The 24229-nt window shown below is 66.7% G+C and carries 28 protein-coding genes; 25 read left to right on the forward strand and 3 right to left on the reverse strand.

Annotated elements, in window-relative coordinates:
- The first annotated feature begins 34 nt into the window (after positions 1 to 34).
- Positions 35 to 457 (forward strand): gamma-glutamylcyclotransferase family protein, encoded by a 423-nt coding sequence (locus tag D580_RS0107985; protein ID WP_018953883.1) that lies wholly within the window; start codon positions 35 to 37, stop codon positions 455 to 457.
- A 240-nt stretch (positions 458 to 697) separates the two neighbouring features.
- On the opposite strand, the gene ispG is transcribed toward D580_RS0107985, so the two are convergent.
- A complete protein-coding gene (ispG, locus tag D580_RS0107990; RefSeq protein WP_026289816.1) occupies positions 698 to 1927 on the reverse strand; it encodes a flavodoxin-dependent (E)-4-hydroxy-3-methylbut-2-enyl-diphosphate synthase in 1230 nt (409 codons plus the stop codon).
- A 279-nt stretch (positions 1928 to 2206) separates the two neighbouring features.
- Here ispG and D580_RS0107995 point away from each other — a divergent pair, with 279 nt between their 5' ends.
- The 23 genes from D580_RS0107995 (at position 2207) to D580_RS0108105 (ending at position 21748) form a co-directional block, all read left to right on the forward strand.
- Positions 2207 to 2710 carry a flagellar basal body-associated FliL family protein gene (locus D580_RS0107995; protein ID WP_018953885.1) on the forward strand — a complete coding sequence of 168 codons (504 nt, stop codon included), beginning with the start codon at positions 2207 to 2209 and terminating at the stop codon, positions 2708 to 2710.
- A 7-nt stretch (positions 2711 to 2717) separates the two neighbouring features.
- Positions 2718 to 3698 (forward strand): flagellar motor switch protein FliM, encoded by a 981-nt coding sequence (fliM, locus tag D580_RS0108000; RefSeq protein ID WP_018953886.1) that lies wholly within the window; start codon positions 2718 to 2720, stop codon positions 3696 to 3698.
- Between the two features lie 27 nt (positions 3699 to 3725).
- The gene (gene fliN / locus D580_RS0108005) at positions 3726 to 4202 is read left to right on the forward strand and encodes a flagellar motor switch protein FliN (protein WP_018953887.1); all 477 of its coding nucleotides are present in this window, start codon (positions 3726 to 3728) and stop codon (positions 4200 to 4202) included.
- A gap of 6 nt (positions 4203 to 4208) precedes the next feature.
- Positions 4209 to 4661, forward strand: coding sequence for a flagellar biosynthetic protein FliO (gene fliO / locus D580_RS0108010; RefSeq protein ID WP_018953888.1), 453 nt, complete (start codon positions 4209 to 4211; stop codon positions 4659 to 4661).
- Positions 4662 to 4669: 8 nt separating this feature from the next.
- The gene (fliP, locus tag D580_RS0108015) at positions 4670 to 5401 is read left to right on the forward strand and encodes a flagellar type III secretion system pore protein FliP (RefSeq protein WP_026289817.1); all 732 of its coding nucleotides are present in this window, start codon (positions 4670 to 4672) and stop codon (positions 5399 to 5401) included.
- A 12-nt stretch (positions 5402 to 5413) separates the two neighbouring features.
- Positions 5414 to 5683 carry a flagellar biosynthesis protein FliQ gene (fliQ, locus tag D580_RS0108020; RefSeq protein WP_026289818.1) on the forward strand — a complete coding sequence of 90 codons (270 nt, stop codon included), beginning with the start codon at positions 5414 to 5416 and terminating at the stop codon, positions 5681 to 5683.
- Positions 5684 to 5703: 20 nt separating this feature from the next.
- Positions 5704 to 6477 carry a flagellar biosynthetic protein FliR gene (gene fliR / locus D580_RS0108025; protein ID WP_018953891.1) on the forward strand — a complete coding sequence of 258 codons (774 nt, stop codon included), beginning with the start codon at positions 5704 to 5706 and terminating at the stop codon, positions 6475 to 6477.
- Positions 6478 to 6480: 3 nt separating this feature from the next.
- Complete coding sequence (flhB, locus tag D580_RS0108030; RefSeq protein ID WP_018953892.1) at positions 6481 to 7635, forward strand: flagellar biosynthesis protein FlhB; 1155 nt, start codon at positions 6481 to 6483, stop codon at positions 7633 to 7635.
- Positions 7636 to 7638: 3 nt separating this feature from the next.
- A complete protein-coding gene (gene flhA / locus D580_RS0108035; protein WP_018953893.1) occupies positions 7639 to 9732 on the forward strand; it encodes a flagellar biosynthesis protein FlhA in 2094 nt (697 codons plus the stop codon).
- Between the two features lie 127 nt (positions 9733 to 9859).
- A complete protein-coding gene (flhF, locus tag D580_RS0108040; protein WP_018953894.1) occupies positions 9860 to 11134 on the forward strand; it encodes a flagellar biosynthesis protein FlhF in 1275 nt (424 codons plus the stop codon).
- 34 nt (positions 11135 to 11168) lie between these two features.
- Positions 11169 to 12017, forward strand: coding sequence for a MinD/ParA family protein (locus D580_RS0108045; protein ID WP_196799730.1), 849 nt, complete (start codon positions 11169 to 11171; stop codon positions 12015 to 12017).
- Positions 12018 to 12022: 5 nt separating this feature from the next.
- Positions 12023 to 12748: an RNA polymerase sigma factor FliA gene (locus D580_RS0108050; RefSeq protein WP_018953896.1), complete on the forward strand. Its 726-nt coding sequence runs from the start codon at positions 12023 to 12025 to the stop codon at positions 12746 to 12748.
- 122 nt (positions 12749 to 12870) lie between these two features.
- Positions 12871 to 13251: a chemotaxis response regulator CheY gene (gene cheY / locus D580_RS0108055; RefSeq protein WP_081617262.1), complete on the forward strand. Its 381-nt coding sequence runs from the start codon at positions 12871 to 12873 to the stop codon at positions 13249 to 13251.
- 20 nt (positions 13252 to 13271) lie between these two features.
- The gene (locus D580_RS0108060) at positions 13272 to 14033 is read left to right on the forward strand and encodes a protein phosphatase CheZ (protein ID WP_018953898.1); all 762 of its coding nucleotides are present in this window, start codon (positions 13272 to 13274) and stop codon (positions 14031 to 14033) included.
- 36 nt (positions 14034 to 14069) lie between these two features.
- Positions 14070 to 16100, forward strand: a complete 2031-nt coding sequence (locus D580_RS0108065) for a chemotaxis protein CheA (protein WP_018953899.1) — start codon at positions 14070 to 14072, stop codon at positions 16098 to 16100.
- A 66-nt stretch (positions 16101 to 16166) separates the two neighbouring features.
- Positions 16167 to 17252, forward strand: coding sequence for a protein-glutamate methylesterase/protein-glutamine glutaminase (locus tag D580_RS0108070; RefSeq protein ID WP_018953900.1), 1086 nt, complete (start codon positions 16167 to 16169; stop codon positions 17250 to 17252).
- A 31-nt stretch (positions 17253 to 17283) separates the two neighbouring features.
- Positions 17284 to 18024 (forward strand): flagellar motor protein, encoded by a 741-nt coding sequence (locus tag D580_RS0108075; protein ID WP_018953901.1) that lies wholly within the window; start codon positions 17284 to 17286, stop codon positions 18022 to 18024.
- Between the two features lie 47 nt (positions 18025 to 18071).
- Complete coding sequence (gene motD, locus D580_RS0108080; protein WP_018953902.1) at positions 18072 to 18989, forward strand: flagellar motor protein MotD; 918 nt, start codon at positions 18072 to 18074, stop codon at positions 18987 to 18989.
- On the forward strand, positions 18989 to 19777 hold the full coding sequence (locus D580_RS0108085; protein WP_018953903.1) for a ParA family protein: 789 nt from the start codon (positions 18989 to 18991) through the stop codon (positions 19775 to 19777). The genes motD and D580_RS0108085 overlap by 1 nt, the downstream gene beginning before the upstream one ends.
- Positions 19774 to 20508 carry a chemotaxis protein CheW gene (locus D580_RS16180; RefSeq protein WP_081617261.1) on the forward strand — a complete coding sequence of 245 codons (735 nt, stop codon included), beginning with the start codon at positions 19774 to 19776 and terminating at the stop codon, positions 20506 to 20508. The genes D580_RS0108085 and D580_RS16180 overlap by 4 nt, the downstream gene beginning before the upstream one ends.
- A gap of 95 nt (positions 20509 to 20603) precedes the next feature.
- Positions 20604 to 21083 carry a chemotaxis protein CheW gene (locus D580_RS0108095; RefSeq protein WP_018953905.1) on the forward strand — a complete coding sequence of 160 codons (480 nt, stop codon included), beginning with the start codon at positions 20604 to 20606 and terminating at the stop codon, positions 21081 to 21083.
- A 54-nt stretch (positions 21084 to 21137) separates the two neighbouring features.
- Entirely contained in the window at positions 21138 to 21344 is a 207-nt protein-coding gene (locus D580_RS0108100; RefSeq protein WP_018953906.1) for a hypothetical protein, read from the forward strand.
- Positions 21341 to 21748: a DUF2802 domain-containing protein gene (locus tag D580_RS0108105; protein WP_018953907.1), complete on the forward strand. Its 408-nt coding sequence runs from the start codon at positions 21341 to 21343 to the stop codon at positions 21746 to 21748. The genes D580_RS0108100 and D580_RS0108105 overlap by 4 nt, the downstream gene beginning before the upstream one ends.
- Positions 21749 to 21816: 68 nt before the next feature.
- Here the strand turns inward: D580_RS0108105 and D580_RS0108110 are convergent, their stop codons facing one another.
- The gene (locus tag D580_RS0108110; protein ID WP_419581642.1) at positions 21817 to 22170 is read right to left on the reverse strand and encodes an EscU/YscU/HrcU family type III secretion system export apparatus switch protein; all 354 of its coding nucleotides are present in this window, start codon (positions 22168 to 22170) and stop codon (positions 21817 to 21819) included.
- A complete protein-coding gene (locus tag D580_RS0108115) occupies positions 22098 to 23339 on the reverse strand; it encodes a flagellar hook-length control protein FliK (RefSeq protein ID WP_018953909.1) in 1242 nt (413 codons plus the stop codon). The genes D580_RS0108110 and D580_RS0108115 overlap by 73 nt, the downstream gene beginning before the upstream one ends.
- A gap of 383 nt (positions 23340 to 23722) precedes the next feature.
- Here D580_RS0108115 and D580_RS0108120 point away from each other — a divergent pair, with 383 nt between their 5' ends.
- Positions 23723 to 24199 carry a low molecular weight protein-tyrosine-phosphatase gene (locus D580_RS0108120; protein WP_018953910.1) on the forward strand — a complete coding sequence of 159 codons (477 nt, stop codon included), beginning with the start codon at positions 23723 to 23725 and terminating at the stop codon, positions 24197 to 24199.
- Positions 24200 to 24229: the final 30 nt, after the last annotated feature.

Genomic DNA, 24229 nt, shown 5'->3' on the forward strand with positions numbered 1-24229 from the left:
TGAGGCGTGAGGCGTGAGGCGTGAGGCGTGAGGCGTGAGGGAGTATCTGTTCGTCTATGGCACCTTGATGGGGGAGACGCCGGATGCCGGTGTGAACCGCCTGCTGCGCAGGTACTGCGAGGACGCGGGGGAGGGCTGGGTGCCCGGGCGGCTGTATCGCCTGGGCTGGTATCCGGGGCTGGTGCTTGAGACCCGCTCGAGGGCCAGGCGGGTGCCGGGGCGCTTGCTCAAGCTCAAGGCACCGGCACGCTGCTGGCCGGTGCTGGATGCCTACGAGGGCTATCGGCCCGAGGCACCGGCGCACGGCGAGTACCGGCGCTGCAGGGTCCGGGTAGAGCGAGTGCCCGGCGGTCGGCCGCTGCTGGCCTGGGTCTATGTCTACCAAGGGCCGCTGTCACGGGGCGAGCCCATCGAGCGCTGGCCACCGCCTGTGCACGCCCGTGTCATGCCGTCGTGAATGAGAAACCCGGGTTTGCCGCAGAGGCGCGAAGACGCAGAGTTAATCTGGGAAAAATCGACAGGATTAACATGATTAACAAGATTTGAGACTTTGTCTCGCAACGATCAGTGTTCGGGTTTTTTGCAATCCCATAAATCATGTTAATCTTGTCAACATTTCTGTTTTCTCAGTGACGCGATGGGCGCGCTGCGCTTCGCCCATCCTACAGGCTACGCCTCACCCTTCACGCCTGACCCCTCACGCACGGCCATACGTGCGCTTCACATACGCATCCACCAGGGCCTGGAATTCCTCGGCGATGTGATCGCCTTTCAGGGTCACGGTCTTTTCCCCGTCCTCGTAGACCGGCGCCACCGGTACCTCGCCGGTGCCGGGCAGGCTGATGCCGATGTTGGCGTGCTTGCTCTCGCCGGGGCCGTTCACCACGCAGCCCATCACCGCCACGGTCATCTCCTCCACGCCGGGATAGGTCTTGCGCCAGTTGGGCATCTGGTGGCGGATGTAGGTCTGGATGTCCTGGGCAAGCTGCTGGAAGTACTCGCTGGTGGTGCGTCCGCAGCCGGGGCAGGCCACCACCGAGGGCAGGAAGCTGCGCAGGCCCAGGCTCTGCAGGATCTCCTGGGCGACGATCACCTCCTGGGTGCGGTCACCGCCGGGCTCCGGGGTCAGCGAGATGCGGATGGTGTCACCGATGCCCTGTTGCAGCAGCACGGCCAGCGCGGCGGTGGAGGCGACGATGCCCTTCACGCCCATGCCCGCCTCGGTGAGGCCCAGGTGCAGGGGGTAGTCGCAGCGGCTGGCCAGCTCGGTGTAGACCCGGATCAGGGGCTGCACGCCGCTGACCTTGGCGGAGAGCACGATGCGGTCGTGGGGCAGGCCGATGGCCTCCGCCTGGGCGGCGCTGTCCAGGGCCGAGGTGATCAGGGCCTCGCGGGTGACCTCGTCCAGTGCCAGGGGCTCGGGACGGGCGGCGTTTTCGTCCAGCAGGCGCGCCAGCAGGGCCTGGTCCAGGCTGCCCCAGTTCACCCCGATGCGCACCGGCTTGTCGTAGCGGCAGGCGATCTCGATCATCTGCGCGAACTGGGTGTTGCGCTTGGCACCGCGCCCCACGTTGCCCGGGTTGATGCGCAGTTTCGCCAGGGCCTCGGCGCAGGCGGGATGCTTGGTGAGCAGCTTGTGGCCGTTGAAGTGGAAATCCCCCACCAGGGGCACCGGGATGCCCATGGCGTCCAGGCGCTCGCGGATTTCGGGCACCGCCGCGGCCGCTTCCTCTGTGTTCACCGTGATGCGCACGATCTCCGAGCCGGCCCGGGCCAGTTCCGCCACCTGCACGGCGGTGCGTACCGCGTCGGCGGTATCGGTGTTGGTCATGGACTGCACCACCACGGGGGCGTCGCCACCCACGGTGACGTTGCCCACCCGGACGGGGACGGTGCGGTGTCGATTCACGGACGGTGTCTGGCTCATGGCGGCGGGTGTCGCAGGGGTTGGAAAGGCAGGCATTCTAACGTATTTACCGCCGGACTCGGCCAGGGTGCCCTGCCGGTTCGGGCCCGGATCCTGTGATGCCAGGCGGTTGCGAATGCGTCGGGTTTCCGGCGGGTGCCGCCGGGCGGGGACGTCAAAAGCCTGTCACGGCATTCGGGGCTATGCTCCAATCTATTGAATCTCATCGGAATATTTTTCGATTATCCGTTGGCACGCGGATTGCTAGTTACCACTCACTCAAAGGAGCGCTTGCAAGACATGGCCAAGAGAGACGAACTCAATCTGGACGTAGATACCCCGCCTGCCAAGGGCGGCAAGATGAAGCTGATTCTGATCGTGGTCCTGGCGGTGCTGCTGGGCGGCGGCATTGCGGGTGGTGTGCTGTTCTTTCTCATGGGGGGTGAGCCCAGGGAGGAGGTCGAGGCCGGTCCGGCCGTGCTGCCGCCGCCCATCTACAAATCCCTGGAACCGGCCCTGGTGGTCAATTTCCAGGGCCCGGGCCGGATCCGCTACGTGCAGGTGGGCGTGGTCATGTCCGCCCGGGATCCCAAGGTCATGGACGCGGTGGACGCGCACATGCCGGTGATCCGCAACAACCTGATCATGCTGCTGAGCGGCAAGACCTACGAGGAACTCAACACGCGCGAGGGCAAGGAACAGGCCCGCGAGGAGGTGCTCGACACCATCCGCCGCGTGCTCGAGGAGCGTACCGGCGAGGCGGGGATCGAGTCCGTCTACTTCACTTCATTCGTGATGCAGTAGGAAGCCCATGGCCCAGAGTGACCTGTTATCCCAGGAAGAGATCGATGCCCTGCTGCACGGCGTGGACAGCGGGGACGTGGAGACCGAGTCCGATCTCCAGGCCCACGACGGCGTGGCGCGGGGCTACGACTTCACCAGCCAGGACCGCATCGTGCGCGGTCGCATGCCCACCCTGGAGATGATCAACGAGCGCTTCGCGCGCCAGATGCGCATCAGCCTGTTCAACCTGCTGCGCCGCTCCGCGGAGATCTCCGTGGGCGGCATCAAGATGACCAAGTTCTCCGAGTACGTGCACACCCTGTTCGTGCCCACCAGTCTGAACATGGTCAAGATCAAGCCCCTGCGCGGCACCGCCCTGTTCGTGGTGGACCCGAAGCTGGTGTTCATCCTGGTGGACAACTTCTTCGGCGGCGACGGCCGTTATCATGCCAAGATCGAGGGCCGTGAATTCACCCCCACGGAACTGCGCGTGATCCGCATGACCCTGGACCAGGCCTTCACGGATCTGAAGAAGGCCTGGGCGCCGGTGATGGACCTGGAGTTCGAGTACATGAATTCCGAGGTCAATCCCCAGTTCGCCAACATCGTCAGCCCCACCGAGGTGGTGTGCGTCTCCTCCTTCCACATCGAGCTGGACGGCGGTGGCGGCGACCTGCACGTGACCATGCCCTATTCCATGATCGAGCCCATGCGAGAACTGCTGGACGCGGGCATCCAGAGCGACCGATCCGACGTGGACGAACGCTGGATCCGCGCCCTGCGCGACGAGGTCAAGGCGGCGGAGGTGGAGCTGTCCTCGATGCTCACCGAGACCACCCTGAGCCTTCAGGACGTCATGCGCCTGAAGCCCGGCGACATCATCCCCATCGACCTGCCCGAGCAGGTCCTGCTGCGAGCCGAGGGCATCCCGGTGCTGCGCGGCAAGTTCGGTGTCTCGGACGGGCACAACGCAATCAAGGTGACCGAGCGCATCCGGCGCGCGGACTGACATTTTTACAGGCGGGAGTCAGCAGTCATGAGTGACGACAAGAAACCGGAAACCGATCAGGACGCCATGGCCGACGACTGGGCCGCCGCACTGGCGGAACAGGCCGAGACCGAGGCCAAGCCCCAGGATCAGCCCGAGGACAAGCCCGCCAAGGGCAAGGGTGCCAACGCCGAGAACGAATCGGTGCAGAAGGCCAGCTTCGATTCCCTGGCCTCGGAGAGCCGCGGTCCGGCGACCCAGGAGGACGTGAACTTGGACGTGGTGCTGGACATCCCGGTGACCATCTCCATGGAGATCGGCCGCACCCGGATGCCCATCCGCAACCTGCTGCAGCTCAACCAGGGTTCCGTGGTGGAACTGGACCGGCTGGCCGGCGAGCCCCTGGACGTGTTCGTCAACGGCACGCTCATCGCCCACGGCGAGGTGGTGGTGGTCAACGAGAAATTCGGCATCCGCCTCACCGACGTGATCAGCCCCACCGAACGGGTCAAGAAGCTCAAGTAAGCCGCGATGCTGCCACGTTCCTGCCTGTCCCGTTTCTTCATCCGCCTGCTGGCGGTATCCGCGCTCTGCCTGCCCGCCACGGTGCTGGCCGAGGGTGCGGGCTCGCCCCTGGCCGGCGGCGGCGCCGCCTACCTGGCGCAGCTGGTGGTGGGCCTGATCATCGTGCTGGCGGCCATCGTGGTGCTGGCCTTCTTCATGCGCCGCATCACCGGCGTGCAGTCCCGTCTGGGCAGCGAGTTCCGGGTGGTGAGCGGCATCTCACTCGGTGCCCGTGAGCGCATGCTGCTGGTGCAGGTGGGTGACAAGCAGCTGCTGGTGGGCGTGGCGCCGGGGCGGGTGCAGACCCTGCACGTGCTGGATGAGCCCATCGCCACCGAGCTGCCCAAGGCCCCGAGTGCCTCGGAATCTCCCTTCGCCAGCCGGCTGCGCGCCGCCCTGAACCGGGGACAGTCCTCGTGAAGCTGCTCATGTCTTTGCTGGGCGTCGCGGCCCTGTGGCTGCTCGCCGGGCCGGCGGCCGCCCAGGGCCTGGACGTGCTCAACGTGACCACCGCCCCCGACGGGTCGCAGACCTACTCGGTCACGTTGCAGATCCTGATCCTGATGACGCTGCTGAGCCTGCTGCCCTCGGCGCTCATCATGATGACCTCCTTCACCCGCATCATCATCGTGCTGGCCATCCTGCGCCAGGGCCTGGGCACCACCCAGACGCCCTCCAACCAGATCCTCATCGGCCTGGCCCTGTTCCTGACCCTGTTCGTGATGACCCCGGTGTTCGACCGCATCCACGTGGAGGCGATCCAGCCCTACATGGAGGAGTCCTTGTCCATGGAGGAGGCGGTGCAGACCGCCAGCCAGCCCATCCGACAGTTCATGCTGGCCCAGACCCGGGAATCGGACCTGGCCATGTTCGCGCGTATCAGCGGACGCCAGGGCTTCGAGTCCCCGGAGGACGTGCCCTTCACCCTGCTGATGGCCTCGTTCCTGACCAGCGAGCTGAAGACCGCCTTCCAGATCGGCTTCATGCTGCTCATCCCGTTCCTGATCATCGACCTGGTGGTGGCCAGCGTGCTGATGTCCATGGGTATGGTGATGCTCTCGCCGCTGATCATCTCGCTGCCCTTCAAGATCATGCTGTTCGTGCTGGTGGACGGCTGGGCGCTGATCATGGGCACGCTGGCCGCCAGTTTCTTCACCTAGGAGTTTGCAGACATGACACCCGAAATGGTCGTTGACCTTGGACAGCAGGCGCTGATGGTGATCGTGCTGCTGAGTGCGCCGGTGCTGCTCACCGCCCTGGTGATCGGTCTGGCCATCGGCATGATCCAGGCCGCCACCCAGATCCAGGAGATGACCCTGTCCTTCATTCCCAAGCTGCTGGGCATGTTCGCCGCGCTGCTCATCGCCGGGCACTGGATGCTGGACCTGGTGGTGGATTACACCCTGCGCATGTACGAAAGCATCCCGGCGCTGATCGGCTAGCAGAGGCACACGGGCGAACCATGCACTTCACCAGCGCCGAAATCACCGCCTGGATCGGGTCACTGCTGTGGCCCTTTCTGCGTATCGGCGCCATGCTGCTGGCCGCGCCCCTGTACGGCGCGGGTACCGTGACCGTGCGCGTGCGGGTGGCCATCGCCTTCATCCTCGCCCTGGTGGTGGCGCCGCTCATTCCGCTGCCGCCGGCGGTGGAGCCCCTGAGTCTGGCCGGGCTGGTGATCAGCGTGCAGCAGATCCTCATCGGGCTCACCATCGGCTTCGTGCTGCAGATGGTGTTCGCCGCGCTCACCCAGGCGGGCGAGGCCATCGCCCTGTCCATGGGTCTGGGCTTCGCCTCCATGGTGGACCCCCAGTCCGGCGTCCAGGTGCCGGTGGTGTCCAGCTACTTCGTCATCATGTCCACGCTGCTGTTCTTGGCCCTGAACGGCCACGTGGCCCTCATCGAACTGACCTTGCTGAGCTTCCAGGCACTGCCGGTGGGCGTGGAAGGTATCACCCGCGAGGGACTCTGGGCCCTGGTGAGCTGGGGCAGCACCATGTTCCTGTTCGCCCTGCTGGTGGCCCTGCCGGCGGTGGCCTCCATGCTGCTGGTGAACCTGTCCATGGGCGTGATCACCCGCGCCGCGCCACAGCTCAACATCTTCGCCGTGGGCTTTCCCATGATGATCCTGCTGGGCTTCATCCTGCTGATGCTCACCACCCCAGTGCTGCTGCCCCAGTTCACGGAACTGCTGGCCAGCGGCTTCGACCTGATGGGCATCCTGACGAGGCAATAGGCCATGGCTGAGAACGACGACAGCTCGCAGGAGAAAAGCGAACAACCTACCCCCAAACGCCTGCGCGAGGCGCGGGAGAAGGGGCAGGTCGCCCGTTCCCGGGAGCTCAACACCACCCTGGTGCTGCTCGCCGGGGCCGGCGCCATGCTGGTGCTGGGCGGCGGCATGCTGTCGCGCATCCAGGAGCTGGTACGGCGCAGCTTCACCCTGGAGCGGGAGGTGATCTTCGACACCGGCATGATGCACGCCCTGCTCACCCTGCGCATCAGCGAGGCGTTGCTCATGCTGCTGCCCCTGTTCGGCATCCTGCTGGTGGCGGCGGTCGCCGGGCCCATCGCCATGGGCGGCGGAGGCTTCTCCGGCAAGGCCCTGGCGCCCAAGTGGAACAAGCTCAATCCCATTGCCGGGCTCAAGCGCATCTTCTCCTGGCAGGGACTGATGGAGTTCGGCAAGACGCTCGCCAAGTTCATGCTCATCGCCGCCATCGCCGGCTCCCTGCTGTGGGGGCTGTCCGGTTCCCTCATGGGCCTGGGTTACCAGTCCCTGGAGCAGGGCCTGGGTCGCGCCGCCTGGATCGTGGGCTGGACCTTCCTGCTGCTGGCCGCCTCGCTGATCCTGGTGGCGCTTATCGACGTGCCCTTCCAGTTATGGAATCACAACAAGCAGCTGCGCATGACCAAGCAGCAGGTCAAGGACGAGTACAAGGAGACCGAGGGCAAACCGGAGGTCAAGAGCAAGATCCGTCAGACCCAGATGGAGATCGCCCGCCGGCGCATGATGGCCGAGGTGCCCAAGGCGGATGTGGTGGTCACCAACCCGACCCACTACGCCGTGGCCCTGCGCTACGACCAGAATGGCTCCGGTGCCCCGAAGGTGGTGGCCAAGGGCGCCGACCTGGTGGCCGCCGAGATCCGCGAACGGGCCCGCGAGGCCGGCGTGCCCCTGTTCCCGGCACCGCCCCTGGCCCGCGCCATCTTCTACAGCACCCGCCTGGATCAGGAGATCCCGGCGGGACTCTACGTGGCCGTGGCCCAGGTGCTGGCCTACGTCTACCAGCTCAAGGCCGCAGGACGGGCCGGGGCCCGCGCCCCCGTGCCGCCCGGCGACCTGCCCGTACCCGATGAACTGTTGCGGCGCGCGCCGCCCGGGGAGTACTGATCCATGGCTGCCTTTCTCGACAGTCTGAAGAACGTGGGGCGTGCCGGCATGGTCACGCCGTTGCTGCTCATGGCCATGCTGGCCATGATGGTGATCCCGCTGCCGCCGCTCGCGCTGGACGTGCTGTTCACCTTCAACATCGCCCTGTCCCTGGTGGTGATCCTGGTGGCCATCTACACGCCACGGCCCCTGGAGTTCGCGGTATTCCCCACGGTGCTGCTGGTGGCGACCCTGTTGCGCCTGGCCCTGAACGTGGCCTCCACCCGTGTGATCCTGCTCAACGGCCACACCGGCACCGACGCCGCCGGCAACGTGATCCAGGCCTTCGGCGACTTCGTGGTGGGCGGCAACTATGCCGTGGGTCTGGTGGTGTTCCTGATCCTGGTGATCATCAACTTCGTGGTGGTCACCAAGGGCGCCGGGCGCGTCTCCGAGGTGAGCGCGCGCTTCACCCTGGATGCCATGCCCGGCAAGCAGATGGCCATCGATGCCGACTTGAACGCCGGCATCATCACCCAGGACGAGGCCCGCAAGCGCCGCGAGGAGATCGCCCAGGAGGCGGACTTCTACGGTTCCATGGACGGTGCCAGCAAGTTCGTGCGCGGCGACGCCATCGCCGGCATCCTGATCCTGGTGATCAACATCATCGGCGGCCTGACCATCGGCACCCTGCAGCACGGCATGGCCCTGGCGGATGCCGCCACCAACTACGTGCTGCTGACCATCGGCGACGGCCTGGTGGCCCAGATCCCCTCCCTGCTGCTGTCCTCGGCCACCGCCATCATCGTCACCCGCGTGTCCGCCGCCCAGGACATGGGCAAGCAGGTGTTCCAGCAGATGTTCGCCAGCCCCCGTGCCCTGTACGTGGCCGCCGGCGTGGTGGGTTCCCTGGGCCTGGTGCCGGGCATGCCCAACATGGTGTTCCTGTCCCTGGGCGCCCTGATGGCCGCCAGCGCCTATCTCACCGCCCAGCGCCGCGCCGCGGAGGAGGCGGCCCTGCTGGAGCCGTCCATCGAGGCGGCCGCCGCCGCGCCCAGCCCCGAGACCAAGGAACTGTCCTGGGACGACGTGCCGCCCGTGGACCTGGTGGGCCTGGAGGTGGGCTACCGGCTCATCCCGCTGGTGGATCGCAGCCAGGGCGGCCAGCTCATGGGCCGGATCAAGGGCGTGCGCCGCAAGCTCTCCCAGGAGCTGGGTTTCCTGATCCAGCCGGTGCACATCCGCGACAACCTTGATCTGGGTCCCAACAGCTACCGCATCGCGCTCATGGGCGTCACCGTGGGCGAGGGCGAGGTCTTCCCGGACCGGGAGCTGGCCATCAATCCGGGCCGGGTGTTCGGCCAGATCGCCGGCACCCCCACCAAGGACCCCACCTTCGGCCTGGACGCCGTGTGGATCGATCCCGCCAGCCGCGAGCAGGCCCAGGGCCTGGGCTACACGGTGGTGGACGCCGGCACCGTGGTGGCCACCCACCTGTCCCAGCTGCTCAAGGAGCATGCCCACGAGATGCTGGGCCACGAGGAGGTGCAGCACCTGCTGGACGTGCTGGGCAAGCACTCGCCCAAGCTGGTGGAGAACCTGGTGCCCAAGACCCTCTCGCTGGGGGTGGTGCTCAAGGTGTTGCAGAACCTGCTCGCCGAGCAGATCCCCATACGCGACATGCGCACCATCGCCGAAACCTTGGCGGAACACGGTGCCAAGAGTCAGGATCCCGGCGTTCTCACCGCCGCCGTGCGCGTGGCCCTGTCCCGCTCCATCGTGCAAAACATCATCGGTACCGCGCCGGAGCTACCTCTGATCGCCCTCGATCCCTCCCTGGAACAGATCTTGCAGAAGTCCTCCCAGGGCGCCGGTGGCGGCGGTCTCGGCATCGAGCCGGGGCTCGCCGAACGGCTGCAGAAGTCCATCGCCGAGGCGGCACAGCGCCAGGAGATGGCCGGAGAACCCTCGGTGGTGGTGGTCTCCCCGGATATCCGCGCCTGGATGTCCCGGTGGCTCCGCTCGGCGGTGCGCGGCCTGCACGTGCTGGCCTACACCGAGATCCCGGACAACAAGCGCATCCGGGTGGTGGCCACGGTGGGACGGGAAGGCAAGTAGGAAGGTTGAATTGGGAAGTGAGAAGTAATGGCAAACATAGCGAGCGAGGTGTGAATCGGCAGGCTGGGGGTTGTTCCCACTTCCCGATTCACACTTCTCACTTCAAAGAACGATCGAGTGACATGCGATGAAGATCAGACGATTTTTTGCACGGGACATGCGCCAGGCCATGCGGATGGTGCGCGAGGAGCAGGGCGACGATGCGGTGATCCTCTCCAGCCGCAAGGTGGAGGGGGGCATCGAGATCGTCTCGGCGGTGGACTTCGACGAGGAGCTGCTGAGCGACATGAGCCGAGAGCCGGCACCTGCCGCTGCGAAGGCCGCGCCCGAGCCGCCCCTGGCCGCCCTGCGCGAGGCGGCCCCGGAGGTGGTGGAGCCCATCATGATCCCGACCCCCGCACCCGCCCCCGAGGCGCGCCCACGCCGTGAGCCCGCCCGGGAGATCGTCTGGTCCCAGGATCCGGCCCTGGTCGCCATGCAGCAGGAGATCGAGACCCTGCGGGGCATGCTCCAGGACCAGCTGGCCAGCTTCGCCTGGAACGACCTGAAGCGTCGTGATCCACACCGCGCACAGCTGATCAAGCGTCTCGGCGCCCTGGGTCTCGACGAGGCCCTGGCCCGCGAGATCGCCGAGGGCGTGCGCCAGATCCAGAGCCCGGAGCAGGCCTGGCGCGAGGGGCTCTACGGTCTGGCCACCCGGATTCCGGTGGCCGGCGAGGCCCTGCTCGAAGGGGAGGGTGTCATCGCCCTGGTGGGACCGAGCGGCGTGGGCAAGACCACCACCGTGGCCAAGCTCGCGGCCCGTCACGTGCAGCGTCACGGGCGCGGCTCCATCGCCCTGGTGACCACCGATGCCTATCGCATCGGCGCTTATCGTCAATTGCAGACCTTCGGTCAGATCCTCGGCGTACCAGTCCATTTGGCGCAGACAGGGCGCCAGTTGGGCGATATCCTATTGGGGCTTGGCGACAAGCAACGGATCTTCGTGGATACCGCCGGCATGAGCCAGCGGGACCTGCGCCTGGCGGAGGAGTTGGCTGGGCTTGCGGCCATACCGCGGCTGCGCACGCTGCTGGTGGTGGCCGCCAATGCCCAGCAGGCGGTGCTGGAGGAGACCTTCCGCGCCTTCGCTCACCTGCCGCTCACCGGCGCCGTGCTCACCAAGGTGGACGAGGCCGCCAGCCTCGGTCCGGTGCTCTCCGCCCTGAGTCACGGCGATCTGCCCCTGCTCTACGTGAGCGATGGGCAGCGGGTACCGGAGGACCTGCAGCCGGCCCGGGTGCAGCGCCTGGTGAGCCGCGCGGTGTCCCTGGCCTCGGACCGACAGCAACGCGCCCGCGGGCATCGCCCGTCCATGGCGCCCCGGAAAGTGAATCGACACGCCCATGCCCAGATACAATGACCCGATCAACGATCAGGCCGAAGGCTTGCGCCGCATGAGCGCACCCCGCCCCGTGCAGGTGATCGCGGTGGCCAGCGGCAAGGGCGGCGTGGGCAAGACCAACGTGTCCGTGAACCTGTCCGTGGCGCTCGCCCAGGGCGGGCGCTCGGTGATGCTCATGGACGCGGACCTGGGGCTCGCCAATGTGGACGTGCTGCTGGGCCTGCAGCCCCGGGCCAATCTCTCCCACGTGCTCAAGGGTGACCTGGGCCTGGACGAGATCCTGGTGGAAGGGCCCGCCGGCATCACCATCGTGCCCGCCGCCTCCGGCGTGGCGCGCATGGCCGGGCTGGATCCGGCCGAGCACGTGGGCATCATCCGCGCCTTCAGCGAGCTGAGCCGTCCGGTGGACGTGCTCATCGTGGACACCGCCGCCGGCCTGCACGACAGCGTGCTGAGCTTCTGCCGCGCCGTGCAGGAGGTGCTGGTGGTGGTCTGCGACGAGCCGGCCTCCATCACTGACGCCTACGCCCTGATCAAGGTGCTGAGCCGGGATCATGGCATCAACCGCATGCGCGTGGTGGCCAACATGGTGCGCGGGCCCGACGAGGGCCGGCAGCTGTTCGCCAAGCTGGTGACCGTGTGCGACCGGTTCCTGGACGTGACCCTGGACTACGCCGGGGCCATCCCCCATGACGAGTATCTGCGCAAGGCCGTGCAGCGCCAGAAGGCAGTCACCGAGGCCTATCCGTCCAGCCCGGCTGCGCGCGCATTCAAGGAATTGGCCCGTAAGGCCGATACATGGCCCATACCCGCCGGTGGAAGCGGGCGCATCGAGTTCTTTGTTGAGCGCCTGGTGGGTTCGGGCTCTAATGACAGGGAGGCCCTGTCATTAACGGACTAGCCGCCATGTACTCGAGCGAACTCCTGGACCGCAACCGCCTGGTGGATGCGCATGTGCCGCTGGTCAAGCGCATTGCCTACCACCTGCTGGGGCGGCTGCCCTCCAGCGTGCAGGTGGACGACCTGATCCAGGCCGGCGTGGTGGGCCTGCTCGAGGCGGCCCAGCAGTACGATGCAACCCAGGGGGCCAGCTTCGAGACCTATGCGGGGATCCGCATCCGTGGCGCCATGCTCGACGAGGTGCGACGCTCCGACTGGACGCCGCGCTCGGTGCACCGCAACGCGCGCCGGGTGAGCGAGGCCATGCGCCTGGTGGAAAACCGCCTGGGCCGTGAGGCACAGCCTGCGGAGGTGGCCGCGGAACTGGGCGTGAGCCTGGACGAGTACCAGCACATGGTCAGCGATGCCGCCTCCTGCAAGGTGTTGAGCTTCGAGGATATCTTCGAGCCGGACTCCGAGGGCGAGGACCTGCTGCCCGGGGACGAGCCGAGCCCCTTCGAGGCCCTGCAGTCCGATGGTTTCAGGGCGGCGCTGGCACGGGAGGTGGGCGCGCTGCCGGAGCGTGAGCGGCTGGTGATGTCGCTCTACTACGACGACGAGCTCAACCTGCGCGAGATCGGCGAGGTGCTTGGTGTCAGCGAATCCCGGGTCTGCCAGCTCCATGGCCAGGCCCTGGTGCGGCTGCGGTCACGCATGAGCGACTGGACCGGTCATTCGGGTGAGCAGGAATGAATTATCGACCTGCGCGGCAGTGATGCCGCGCGGGGCGTGAGATTGGATCACTTCAACCCCCGGTACCCCCAGGGTCAGCCGGATGCAATCTGAATTAGGCGGAGGTCAGTGTGGACAAGAACATGAAGATCCTGATCGTGGACGATTTCTCCACGATGCGACGCATCATCAAGAACCTGCTTCGGGATCTCGGCTTCAACAACACCAGCGAGGCCGATGACGGCAGCACGGCCCTGCCCATGCTGCAGAACGGCAATTTCGACTTCCTGATCACCGACTGGAATATGCCCAACATGCCGGGCATCGACCTGCTCAAGGCCGTGCGCGCCGACGACAAACTCAAGACCATGCCGGTGCTGCTGGTGACCGCCGAGGCCAAGCGCGAGCAGATCGTCGAGGCCGCCCAGGCCGGGGTCAACGGCTACATCATCAAGCCGTTCACCGCCGAAACCCTGCGCGAGAAGATCGAAAAGATCTTCGAACGCATCAACGCGGGGGGCTGAGCGTGATGGACACGCCTGGAGTGGAGGAGAAGGCCGCCGAGCTCAAGGCCCAGCAGCTGGAGAAGGCCCGTCAGCTGGTCAGCCATATCGAGGCCGGTGACGAGGAATCTGCCGCCCGGCTGATCGAGGAGCTGGGTCGCATGCACGAGAGCCTGCTGTTCCAGGAACTGGGCAAGCTGACCCGTGACCTGCACGAGGCCCTCAATGCATTCCGTCTGGACTCGCGTCTCTCCGAGCTGACTCAGACCGACATCCCGGACGCCAAGGAACGACTCAACTACGTGGTCAGCCTGACCGAGGATGCGGCGCACCGCACCCTCAATGCCGTGGAGGCGAGCCTGCCCATGTCGGAGCAGCTCTCCAGCCGGGCCGGCGATCTGGCCCAGAGCTGGCAGCGTTTTCGTGCGCGCGAGCTCTCCGCCGAGGAGTTCAGGCAGCTGAGCGGCGAACTGGGTGAGTTCCTGGCCGTGGTGCACGGCGATGCCGAGGCGATCCGCCGTAACCTGTCCGACGTGCTCATGGCCCAGGACTTCCAGGACCTCACCGGCCAGGTGATCCGCCGGGTCATCAACCTGGTGCAGGACGTGGAGCAGAACCTGGTGGGCCTGGTGCGCATCTCCGGCGAGCGTCTCTCCACGCCGGACCAGAAAAAGATGCAGGAGAAGCGCGCCGAGGATCAGAACAAGGGCATGGGGCCGGCGGTGCCGGGCACGGCCGGTGCCAGCGACGTGGTCAGCGGCCAGGACGACGTGGATGACCTGCTTTCCAGCCTGGGATTCTGAGCGCGTTGCCAAGCGCATAACGAGAAGGGGTAGGGGATGAGTCTGGATACCGATGACGAGATTCTGCAGGACTTCCTGGTGGAGGCCGGGGAGTTGCTGGAAGGACTCAACGAGCAGTTGGTGGAACTGGAGCGCAACCCCACCGACCGCGACCTGCTCAATGCGGTGTTTCGCAGCTTCCACACCATCAAGGGCGGTGCGGGCTTCCTCAATCTCACCCACCTGGTGGCGGTGTGCCACCGGGCCGAAGACGTGTTCAACGTGCTGCGCCAGGGCCAACGTCAGGTGGATGGCGCGCTCATGGATGCGGTGCTGCAGGTACTGGACGTGGTCAACCGCATGTTCGGCGAGATCCGCGGCGGCGTCGAGCCGGGACCCGCGGATCCCGAGCTATTGACGCGTCTGGAATCCATGACCGGGCCCGCGGACGCCGCGCCTGCACCGCCTCCCGTCGCCGAGGCGCCTCCGCCCGCCCCCGAGCCTGCCCCGCCTGCATCCGCCAGCCCTGCCGTGCCGGCCGGCGATGGCGACATCACCGACGAGGAGTTCGAGGCCCTGCTCGATGCCATGCAGTCCGGTGGCAGCGCGCCCGCCCTGGCCTCAGCACCGGCCGCTTCGCACAAGAGCGACGAGATCAGCGAGGACGAATTCGAGCACCTGCTGGACGAACTGCATGGCAAGGGCAAGGCGCCTGCCGAGAGCAAGGCCGCAGCCCCGGCCGCAGGCAAGTCCGCGGACCCCGATCTGATCAGCGAGGACGAGTTCGAGAACCTGCTGGACGAACTGCACGGCAAGGGCAAGGCCCCGGTCGTGGCGTCTGCCAAGGCCGCGCCCGCCGCTGCTGCGCCTGCCCCTGCCGCCCCCCCCGCGGCTGCCGCCGCCCAGGCACAGCCCGCCGCAGAGACCTCGGTGCGCGTGGACACCAAGCGTCTGGACGACATCATGAACCTGGTGGGTGAACTGGTGCTGGTGCGCAACCGGCTGGCGACCCTGCGCTCCAAGATGTCCGATGAGCAGGTGGCCAAGGCCGTCAGCAACCTGGACATCGTCACCGCCGACCTGCAGGCGGCGGTGATGAAGACCCGCATGCAGCCCATCAAGAAGGTGTTCGGGCGCTTCCCCCGAGTGGTGCGCGACCTGGCCCGCAGCCTCAACAAGGAGATCGATCTGGAACTGCGCGGCGAGGAGACCGACCTGGACAAGAACCTGGTGGAGGCCCTGGCCGATCCGCTGGTGCACCTGGTGCGCAACGCCGTGGATCACGGCATCGAGTCCCCCGAGGAGCGGGTGGCCGCCGGCAAGTCCCGCACCGGGCACGTGGTGCTGTCCGCCGAGCAGGAGGGCGATCACATCCTGCTGACTATCGCCGATGACGGTAAGGGAATGGACCCGGACGTGCTGCGCGTAAAGGCGGTTGAGAAGGGGCTCATGGATGAGGATGCGGCCCAGCGCATGAGCGACCAGGATGCCTTCAACGTCATCTTCATGGCGGGCTTCTCCACCAAGGACGCCATCTCCGACATCTCCGGGCGCGGCGTCGGCATGGATGTGGTGAAGACCCGTATCGCACAACTGAACGGCACCATCGAGATCGATTCCAAGAAGGGTCAGGGCAGCACCCTGCGCATCAAGGTGCCGCTGACCCTGGCCATCCTGCCCACCCTCATGGTGGTGCTGGGTAACCAGCGTTTCGCCCTGCCGCTGGCCAATGTGAGCGAGATCTTCGACCTGGATCTGTCCCGCACCAACCACGTGGACGACCAGGAGGTGATCATGGTGCGCAACCAGGCCCTGCCGCTGTATTACCTGCGCCGCTGGCTGGTCCGCCACGATGCACCCGTGGCGAACCGCGAGACTCAGCACGTGGTGGTAGTGTTCGTGGGCAACCGGCGCGTGGGTTTCGTGGTGGACAGCCTGATCGGCCAGGAGGAGGTGGTGATCAAGCCCCTCGGCGCCTCGCTGCACGGCCTGCCGGGTTTCGCTGGGGCCACCATCACCGGCGATGGCGGCATTGCCTTGATCCTGGACGTGCCCAGCCTGCTCAAGGCCTATGCGCGGCGTTTCTGATGACAGCATCCATGCCGCGTGACGCGCGTGCGACACGCAAGCGGCAACATTGAGGAGATGGTTTAGATGGCGGTACGTGCACTGGTGGTGGACGATTCGGGATTCTTCCGACGTCGTATCGTCGAGATCCTCGATGCTGATCCGGGCATCGAGGTGGTGGGTACGGCCGCCAACGGTCAGGAGGCCATCGACGAGGCCGCCAAGCTGCGTCCCGACGTGATCGTCATGGACATCGAGATGCCCGTGATGGACGGCATCACCGCCGTGCGTCGCATCATGGCACGCCAGCCGACCCCGATCCTAATGTTCTCCTCGCTCACCTTCGAGGGGGCCAAGGCCACCCTGGATGCCCTGGATGCCGGTGCCGCTGACTTCCTGCCCAAGCGCTTCGAGGACATCTCCCGGGACCAGCAGGAGGCACGCCAGGTGCTTTGCCGGCGGGTCCGCACCCTCGGCATGCGCCGGGCCCGTCCTGCCCCGGCAGTGCCCGGTACGGCGGCCACGGCCACGGCAAGACCCGCCACCACGGCCCCCGCGACGGGTGCCGTGCCTGCGCGCGTCGATCGCAGCCCGGTACGCATGCGGGATTTCCGCGCGGTGCTGATCGGCACCTCCACCGGCGGACCGGTGGCGCTGCAGAAGGTACTCACCGCACTGCCGGCCAATTTCCCCTTGCCCCTGCTGCTGGTGCAGCACATGCCGGCCAGCTTCACGCCGGCCTTTGCCCAGCGCCTGGATTCCCTGTGCGCGATTCGCGTCAAGGAGGCCGCCGACGGTGATGTCTTGCAGCCGGGCCTTGCCCTGCTGGCACCCGGCGGCATGCAGATGGTGGTGGAGTCCCGGGGCGGTCAGCAGCGGGTACGAATCGTTGAGAGCGAAGCGGGCCAGCACTACCGTCCCTGCGTGGACGTGACCTTCAAGTCCGCCGCGCCGGTGTTCGGCGGCCAGGTGCTGGCGATCATCATGACCGGCATGGGCGCCGATGGCCGCGAGGGCGTGCGTGCGCTCAAGCAGCTGGGCGCCAAGGTCTGGGCCCAGGATGAGGAGAGTTGCGTGGTCTACGGTATGCCAGCCGCGGTGGCCGAGGCCGGCCTGGCGGACCGTGTCCTGCCTCTGTCCCAGATCGGGCCCCTGATGGCCAACGGTGTCTGATGCCTGAGTCATATCACAACGAGATGAGCCCATGGACATCCTGAGTCTCATCGGCGTGTTGCTGGCCCTGGTGGCCATCATCGGCGGCTCCATCGCCAAGGGTAGCGGTCTCGAGGCCCTGTGGAACGCGGCTGCCTTCGTGATCGTGGTGGTGGGCACCATCGCAGCCGCCCTGATGCAGACCCGGCTCAAGGTGTTCATGCACGCGCTCAAGATCTTTCCCTGGGTGTTCATGGCGCCGCGCATCGAGACCGAGGCGGCCATCCAGAAGCTGGTGAACTGGAGCCAGATCGCGCGCAAGGAAGGCCTGCTGGGACTTGAGACCCTCGCCGAGCAGGAACCGGACCCGTTCTCCGCCAAGGGCCTGCAACTGCTCGTGGACGGCACCGAACCGGAGGCCATCCGCAACATCCTGGAGGTGGATCTCAACACCCGCGAGCAGTTCGACCTGCAGGGTGCCAAGGTCTACGAAAGCATGGGGGTCTATGCGCCCACCCTGGGCATCATCGGTGCGGTCATGGGTCTGATGGCGGTGATGCAGAACCTGGCTGATCCGAGCCGCCTGGGCGCGGGCATCGCCGCCGCCTTCGTGGCCACCATCTACGGCATCGCCTCCGCCAACCTGTTCTTCCTGCCCGTGGGTAACAAGCTCAAGAACACGGTGCAGAGTCAGAGCGCGTATCGGGAGATGATCATCGACGGGATCATCTCCATCGCCGAGGGCGAGAATCCGCGCAACATCGAAACCAAGCTCAGGGGCTACATGCTCTGAGGCCGGATCCGATCCTGCCCCGGGCGCGACCCCGAGACTGACACGATATGTCGAGACGCAGCAGAAAGCATCACGAGGAGCACGTCAACCACGAGGCGTGGGCGATCCCCTATGGGGATCTGATCACCCTGTTGCTGGCCTTCTTCGTGGTGATGTACGCCATCTCCTCGGTGAACGAGGGCAAGTACCGGGTGCTGTCCGATTCCCTGGTCGCCGCATTCCGGGCGCCACCCAAGTCCACCGAGCCGATCCAGATCGGCGAGGTCGGCCGGCCCGCGCCAGAAATGGAACAGCAGCAGACCCGCAGCCTCGCGCCGCTAGATCTGGGGGCGGCACCCGCGCAGCCGGGCGTCATTGACCGGGGCATGGATGACCTGCTGCGCGATGCGGAACTGGACGCCGACGAACTGCAGGCCGCTGCCGAGGGCATGAGCCGTCTGGCGGACGAGATCGAGCGGGCGATGCTGCCGCTCATGGACGCGGACCTGATCCGCATGCGCCGGGATCGTTTCTGGATCGAGGTGGAGATCAACACCAGCCTGTTGTTTGCCAGCGGCAGCGCCCAGCTGTCCAGCGAGGCCGTGCCGGTGCTGCAGCGTCTGGCCACCATCCTGCGGGATTTCCCGGCGCGCATCCAGGTGGAGGGGTTCACGGACACGGTGCCCATCAACACGCCGATCTTCCCGTCCAACTGGGAACTCTCCGCGGCCCGGGCCGCCAGCGTGGTGAACCTGTTCAGCCGCAATCAGCTGGACCCGACGCGCATGGCCGCCATCGGTTACGGGGAGTATCGCCCCATTGCCGACAACGACACCGCTGAGGGACGTCGCCAGAACCGGCGCGTGACTATCGTCGTACTGGCCGAGCGCCGGCCACGCACGGATCGAGCCGTCGAGGCCGAGGATCTGCGCGATGACCTCAACGAGATGGTCGATCCCCAGGACCGCAACGGAGGCACGTTCTGATGCGCGTCTGGGCCGTGGCCAATCAGAAAGGCGGCGTGGGCAAGACCACCACCGCGGTGAGCCTGGGCGGACTGCTGGCTGCCCGCGGCGAGAACACCCTGCTGGTGGACCTGGATCCCCACGGATCGCTGACCGCCTATTTCGGCATGGACCCGGAGAGCGGTACCGCCGGTGTCTATGACCTGTTCCGCCAGACCACGGCCGGCAGCGTGCATCCCGAGACCCTGGTGCACGAGACCCGTTTCCCCCACCTGCACGTGATGCCCGCCTCCACCGCCATGGCCACCCTGGACCGGCAGCTGGGCGGTCGCGAGGGCATGGGCCTGGTGCTGCACCGCGCGCTGACCGCGATGTCGGACCGGTTTGACACCGTGATCCTGGATTGCCCGCCCATGCTGGGTGTGCTCATGGTCAATGCCCTGGCTGCCTGCAACCGGCTGCTGATCCCCGTGCAGACCGAGACCCTGGCACTCAAGGGCCTGGAACGCATGCTGCACACCCTGGACATGATCCAGCGTTCCCGGCGCATGAAGATGGATTACCTGGTGGTACCCACCATGTTCGATCGTCGTACCCGGGCCTCGGTGCAAAGCCTGCGTAAACTTCGCGCCGAACATGCCGATACCCTCTGGGAGGGCATGGTGCCCGTGGATACCCAGTTTCGCGAGGCCAGCACGGTGGGCATCCCCCTGCCGCTGATGCAGCCCGATGCGCGGGGCGTGGAGGCCTACGACTGGCTGCTACGTCGCCTGGAACGAGATGAAAAACAGCACAGGGCCGCCTCATGAACCCACAACGGGACCCGGTACTCCTGGAGGAGCGCGAGGCGCTGACCCGCTACCTGGACAGCCTGCTTCAGGAGATCCCTGAAGCACCCCAGGAATCAGAGTCGCAGGCGCGTACCGAAATGCCTGTACCCGCGCCTGTGAAGGCTCCGCCGACGCCGCCTGTGGCCGAGGTCAGGACCGAGGTGCCTGCCCCCGTACAGGCACCCGTCGTCGAACCGTCGCAGGCACAGTCTCCGTCGCCCGAGGTTGGCCCGCCGGAATGGGGGCGTGAACGGTTCCAGTGTCTGGGCTTGCGGCTTGCCGGCCTGACGCTGGCGGTACCGCTGGTGAAGCTCAACGGCATCATCGAGATGCCCGATGAGATCACGCCCATGCCCGGCCATCAGCCCTGGTTCCTGGGCCTGGTGAGGCACTTGGATCGACAGGTCAAGGTGGTGGATATCGCCCGCATCGTGCTGCCGGAGGGACGCGAGTACGCCCCCATCGAGGCGCGGCACGTGGTGCTCATGGACGACAGCCAATGGGGTATCGCCTGCGAGGGCATCACCGAGGTGATGACCCTGGAATCGGACGCGGTGCGCTGGCGAAGCAGTCGTGGCAAGCGTCCCTGGCTGGCCGGAACGGTCATCGAACAGATGTGTGCCATACTGGACGTGGACATCCTGGCCAGAGATCTCGCCACCGGTCAGTGGAGTGTATCCACCGCGCCCGCCCCGGCCCGAAGGCGCTGATGCATCGGGCACCGCTGCCGGATTTCGCAATGATAACAAGCCAGGGGTTCGTCCCCTGATCATCCACAGGACATGAGAAGCCAGAGGACAACACGATGAAACAGGAAGCCAAGGCCAGCGCCCGGGGACCGACCGCCCAGTACGTGACCTTCCGCCTCGCGGAAGAGACCTATGCGATCAACGTGATGCAGGTGCAGGAAGTGCTGCGTGTCAGCGAGATCGCGCCGGTGCCGGGTGCTCCCCATTATGTGCTGGGTATCGTCAACCTGCGCGGCAACGTGGTCACCGTCATCGACGCCCGTCGTCGCCTGGGCCTGGAGCCCCGGGAGCCCGATGATGCCTCGCGGGTGGTGATCATCGAGGTCAGCAACCAGGTGGTGGGTATCCTGGTGGACAGCGTGGCCGAGGTCATCGAACTTGGCGCCGCCGAGATCGAGCCCGCGCCCAATGTCGGCAACGACGAGAGTTCCAAGTACATCCAGGGCGTGGCCAGCCGCGACGGCGAGCTGACCATCGTGGTGGATCTCAACAAGCTGCTCTCGGAAGAAGAGTGGGCGGAGATGGCCAGTCTGTAAGCCCGGCCCGAAACCGCCCGCAGGATCCTTACAGGATCCGGGAGGTTGAAAGTCATGGTGGATTTCGATCCGGTGCCCCCCGTGCACCCCAGCTGGCCCAGCCGGCCGGTACCCGAGGAGGGCGACGAGAAGGGCAGGTATCCGCGCTCACCCACACCCGAGCCCAGGGACGAGGACGAGGAACAGGCACCGGAGGAGGAGACGCCGCGTCGACCGCCTCCCGATGATTCGACCGGTCGTAACATTGACGAGTACGTATGATCACTCCCCTGATGCTGCTGGCCGTTGCGGCCCTGGTATTCGCCGCCATCGCCGCAGGTGTCGCCCTGTGGGCCATGGTTCGGGTGCGCCGTCTCGGCCGCCGGGTGATGATCCAGGAGACCGCCCTGCTGTCCCTGCGCGGCGCGCTGAGCGCGGTGTGCTCCAGCGAGATGGCCACCGACCAGAGACAGGCGGAGGTGGAGCGCCGGCTTCGCCAGCTGGCGGAACAGCAGGAGCAGCTGCTGCTGCGAGATCCAGACCAGGGCCCCTACCAGCATGCCATGCGCCTGGCCTCCCAGGGCGCCAGCCGCGAGGAACTCATGAAGACCTGCGGCCTGACCCGCGGCGAGGCAGACCTGCTACTTGCCCTGCATGGTGGCAGCGGAGTTGCCCGCAAGGGGTGATGCATAAGCTGTGAGGGGTTCGATGGGCGCGCTGCGCTTCGCCCATCCTACCAAGCACTTCCCACTCCTCACTTCTCACTTCTGTACGGCGTTCTCCCGCTCAGGAAATACACGAACGCCAGCACTTCGGCGACCGCCACGTAGAGGTTTTCCGGGATTTCGTCGCCCAGGGGGACCTGGGATAGCGCCGCAGTGAGCAGGGCGTCCTCGTGCACGGGCACATCGTGTTCGCGGGCGATCTCGAGAATGCGTTCGGCCACCTGGCCGACGCCGCTGGCGGTGATACGAGGGGCGTTGCGGCCGCTGTAGTGCAGGGCCACGGCCTTGCGGGGTGGTTTGCGGCGTTCGCTCATGCGTGATCGTCCAGCAGGGGGCGCTGGGGCCTGGCCTCGGTCGGGGCAGGGGGGGCGCCGGCATGGCAGCCCAGGTCCTTCACCTCGAGACGCCGGTTCTCCAGGGACTTCATCAGGCGCGGCAGCTCGGCGCGGATGCGTCCCACGGTCTCCTCGTTCTCCGCCCAGAAACGGGTGCGTACCTGATCGCCGGTAACAGAGATGCGTACCCGCACAGGCCCCAGTTCCGGCAGGTCCAGGGCGAACTCTGCCCGCCAGCTGGCCTGTTCTTCAGCTTCCGGCTGATCCGGTTCTCGTTCCAGCAGCAGGTGCACCAGGTCGATGCCGTTGCCGCTTCGCAGGGGCAGTTCCATCAGCCAGCGGGGAAGCCCCGACTCCGAACTCTCCGCGCTGCTCCACTGGTGCAGTGCGAGCCGGGCCAGTGCCGATTCGGCCCGGCTGCGCAGGGTCTCCAGCAGCGCCTCGCGACCCAGCAAGGCCGGTGGGGTCTCGATGCGGGGCTGGGGCGAGGGTAAGGCGCCGGGTCTGGGCGGCGGTGTGTCCACGGGGCGGGTGCCTGGCAGGGCGGCGGACGGCGGGCCGGGAAGCGCGCGCAGCCGGGTGGCCAGGGACAGCAGGGCAGACTTGAGATTGGCGGCCGGGCCGGCGGCGCTGCCTGCCGCGACGGCGGCAAGGCCGGCCTCGTGGAACAGGCCCGAGGCCTGCACGGCCTGCCGCAGGCCCTCCGGGCGGGTGGCCTGATCGGCGGTGGGCAGTTGCCGGAAAAGCTGCTCGACGGCATCCCGGACACCGGGGGGCAACTCCGCGAGACGCGCGGGCTGTTGCTGCAGGGCCCAGAGGGCGGAGAGCAGGGCGGTCTGACCGCCCTGAGCGGGCAACAGGCTGGACAGCCAGCTGGCGGCCCCGGGGAGCGCGATGCCCGGGGCAGGGTGGGCTGGGGCAGGGCGGGCGGAGGCATCGGCTGCGACAGCCGGCAAGGCTGCGCCGCCGCGCTCCACCAGGGCCAGTACTGGCTGAGCGCCGGCGCGCACCACCTGCAGGGTCAGGCGGTTGCCCTCGGCGGGTGTCTGGGGGAGTTTCAGGGCGAGTTCCAGGCCGCCAACCCGCACCAGGGTGCCCTCGCCGGGCGGGGCAGGTTTCACCACGGTGGCCTGCAGCAGCTGACCCACCTGCCAGTCGAGACCGGCGGGACGGGGTGAGGCCAGGGTGACTTTCAGGGCCGGCGGGGGGATCTGCATCAGGCTAGTGTCCTGTCTGGTAAATATCTTGCCATTTAGCGCGGCTGCGCGGGCATGTGGCAAGGCACGCTTGTGCAGGAATGGCCACACCCATTTCAAGCAAGCGTAACACCGCCACATGCCCGCACAGCCACGCCCGGAGGGAGCCCCGCAAATGCGCCAATGCGGCGTTGCACACCTTGCCAAGGGCTTGCCATTGCCTGCAGTGTGCGCCTTGCCTTGGCGCTTTTGCGGGGCTCTGAATGGCAAGATAGTTACCAGACAGGACACTAGTATACTGCGCGGTGGCCGTGCGGGGCAGTCAGGATCCATGCCCTTGCAAAGCCGGGGCCCTGGTGTCATGGTGACGCGCGACTCACAAACCCGACAGGATTCGATCAACGATGGTGAATGTGCTGTTTGTCTGCATGGGCAATATCTGCCGCTCTCCCATGGCCCACGGCGTGTTCGAGCGGCAGGTGAATGAGGCGGGTCTGGGCCACCTGGTGCGCGTGGATTCGGCTGGCACCCATGCCTATCACGTGGGATCCCCGCCCGATGAACGCGCCCAGCGCACCGCCATGAGCCGCGGTGTGGATCTGAGCCGGCAGCGGGCGCGCCTGCTGGAGGCCGATGATTTCGAGCGCTATGACTACGTGCTGGTCATGGACGAGGAGAACCTGCACAACGCGCTGCGCATCTGCCCCGAGGGGTATCGGGACCGGGTGCGCCTGTTGCTGGAATTCGCCGAGGCACGTGACGAGCGGGAGGTTCCGGATCCTTACTATGGCGGCAATGCCGGGTTCGAACGGGTGTTCGACATGGTCGAGGATGCGGTGGAGGGGCTCATGGCCCATCTGCGCCGGCAGCACGGTCTCTAGCCCGCATATTTCACCAAGGCGGCCATTTGG

The sequence above is a fragment of the Thioalkalivibrio sulfidiphilus genome (assembly GCF_000377945.1).
Classification (GTDB): domain Bacteria; phylum Pseudomonadota; class Gammaproteobacteria; order Ectothiorhodospirales; family Ectothiorhodospiraceae; genus Thioalkalivibrio_A; species Thioalkalivibrio_A sulfidiphilus_A.

What these genes read in the sequence shown, in the direction of transcription:
- fliN (WP_018953887.1), top strand. Translation starts at nt 3,726, where the DNA reads ATGAGTGACGACAAGAAACCGGAAACCGATCAGGACGCCATGGCCGAC.
- D580_RS0108120 (WP_018953910.1), top strand. Translation starts at nt 23,723, where the DNA reads ATGGTGAATGTGCTGTTTGTCTGCATGGGCAATATCTGCCGCTCTCCC.
- D580_RS0107995 (WP_018953885.1), top strand. Translation starts at nt 2,207, where the DNA reads ATGGCCAAGAGAGACGAACTCAATCTGGACGTAGATACCCCGCCTGCC.
- D580_RS16180 (WP_081617261.1), top strand. Translation starts at nt 19,774, where the DNA reads ATGAACCCACAACGGGACCCGGTACTCCTGGAGGAGCGCGAGGCGCTG.
- fliO (WP_018953888.1), top strand. Translation starts at nt 4,209, where the DNA reads ATGCTGCCACGTTCCTGCCTGTCCCGTTTCTTCATCCGCCTGCTGGCG.
- fliQ (WP_026289818.1), top strand. Translation starts at nt 5,414, where the DNA reads ATGACACCCGAAATGGTCGTTGACCTTGGACAGCAGGCGCTGATGGTG.
- flhA (WP_018953893.1), top strand. Translation starts at nt 7,639, where the DNA reads ATGGCTGCCTTTCTCGACAGTCTGAAGAACGTGGGGCGTGCCGGCATG.
- D580_RS0108105 (WP_018953907.1), top strand. Translation starts at nt 21,341, where the DNA reads ATGATCACTCCCCTGATGCTGCTGGCCGTTGCGGCCCTGGTATTCGCC.
- D580_RS0108065 (WP_018953899.1), top strand. Translation starts at nt 14,070, where the DNA reads ATGAGTCTGGATACCGATGACGAGATTCTGCAGGACTTCCTGGTGGAG.
- flhB (WP_018953892.1), top strand. Translation starts at nt 6,481, where the DNA reads ATGGCTGAGAACGACGACAGCTCGCAGGAGAAAAGCGAACAACCTACC.
- fliR (WP_018953891.1), top strand. Translation starts at nt 5,704, where the DNA reads ATGCACTTCACCAGCGCCGAAATCACCGCCTGGATCGGGTCACTGCTG.
- fliP (WP_026289817.1), top strand. Translation starts at nt 4,670, where the DNA reads ATGTCTTTGCTGGGCGTCGCGGCCCTGTGGCTGCTCGCCGGGCCGGCG.
- D580_RS0108115 (WP_018953909.1), bottom strand. Translation starts at nt 23,339, where the DNA reads ATGCAGATCCCCCCGCCGGCCCTGAAAGTCACCCTGGCCTCACCCCGT.
- D580_RS0108075 (WP_018953901.1), top strand. Translation starts at nt 17,284, where the DNA reads ATGGACATCCTGAGTCTCATCGGCGTGTTGCTGGCCCTGGTGGCCATC.
- ispG (WP_026289816.1), bottom strand. Translation starts at nt 1,927, where the DNA reads ATGAGCCAGACACCGTCCGTGAATCGACACCGCACCGTCCCCGTCCGG.
- D580_RS0108095 (WP_018953905.1), top strand. Translation starts at nt 20,604, where the DNA reads ATGAAACAGGAAGCCAAGGCCAGCGCCCGGGGACCGACCGCCCAGTAC.
- motD (WP_018953902.1), top strand. Translation starts at nt 18,072, where the DNA reads ATGTCGAGACGCAGCAGAAAGCATCACGAGGAGCACGTCAACCACGAG.
- flhF (WP_018953894.1), top strand. Translation starts at nt 9,860, where the DNA reads ATGAAGATCAGACGATTTTTTGCACGGGACATGCGCCAGGCCATGCGG.
- D580_RS0108085 (WP_018953903.1), top strand. Translation starts at nt 18,989, where the DNA reads ATGCGCGTCTGGGCCGTGGCCAATCAGAAAGGCGGCGTGGGCAAGACC.
- cheY (WP_081617262.1), top strand. Translation starts at nt 12,871, where the DNA reads ATGAAGATCCTGATCGTGGACGATTTCTCCACGATGCGACGCATCATC.
- fliM (WP_018953886.1), top strand. Translation starts at nt 2,718, where the DNA reads ATGGCCCAGAGTGACCTGTTATCCCAGGAAGAGATCGATGCCCTGCTG.
- D580_RS0108070 (WP_018953900.1), top strand. Translation starts at nt 16,167, where the DNA reads ATGGCGGTACGTGCACTGGTGGTGGACGATTCGGGATTCTTCCGACGT.
- D580_RS0108045 (WP_196799730.1), top strand. Translation starts at nt 11,169, where the DNA reads ATGAGCGCACCCCGCCCCGTGCAGGTGATCGCGGTGGCCAGCGGCAAG.
- D580_RS0108050 (WP_018953896.1), top strand. Translation starts at nt 12,023, where the DNA reads ATGTACTCGAGCGAACTCCTGGACCGCAACCGCCTGGTGGATGCGCAT.
- D580_RS0108100 (WP_018953906.1), top strand. Translation starts at nt 21,138, where the DNA reads ATGGTGGATTTCGATCCGGTGCCCCCCGTGCACCCCAGCTGGCCCAGC.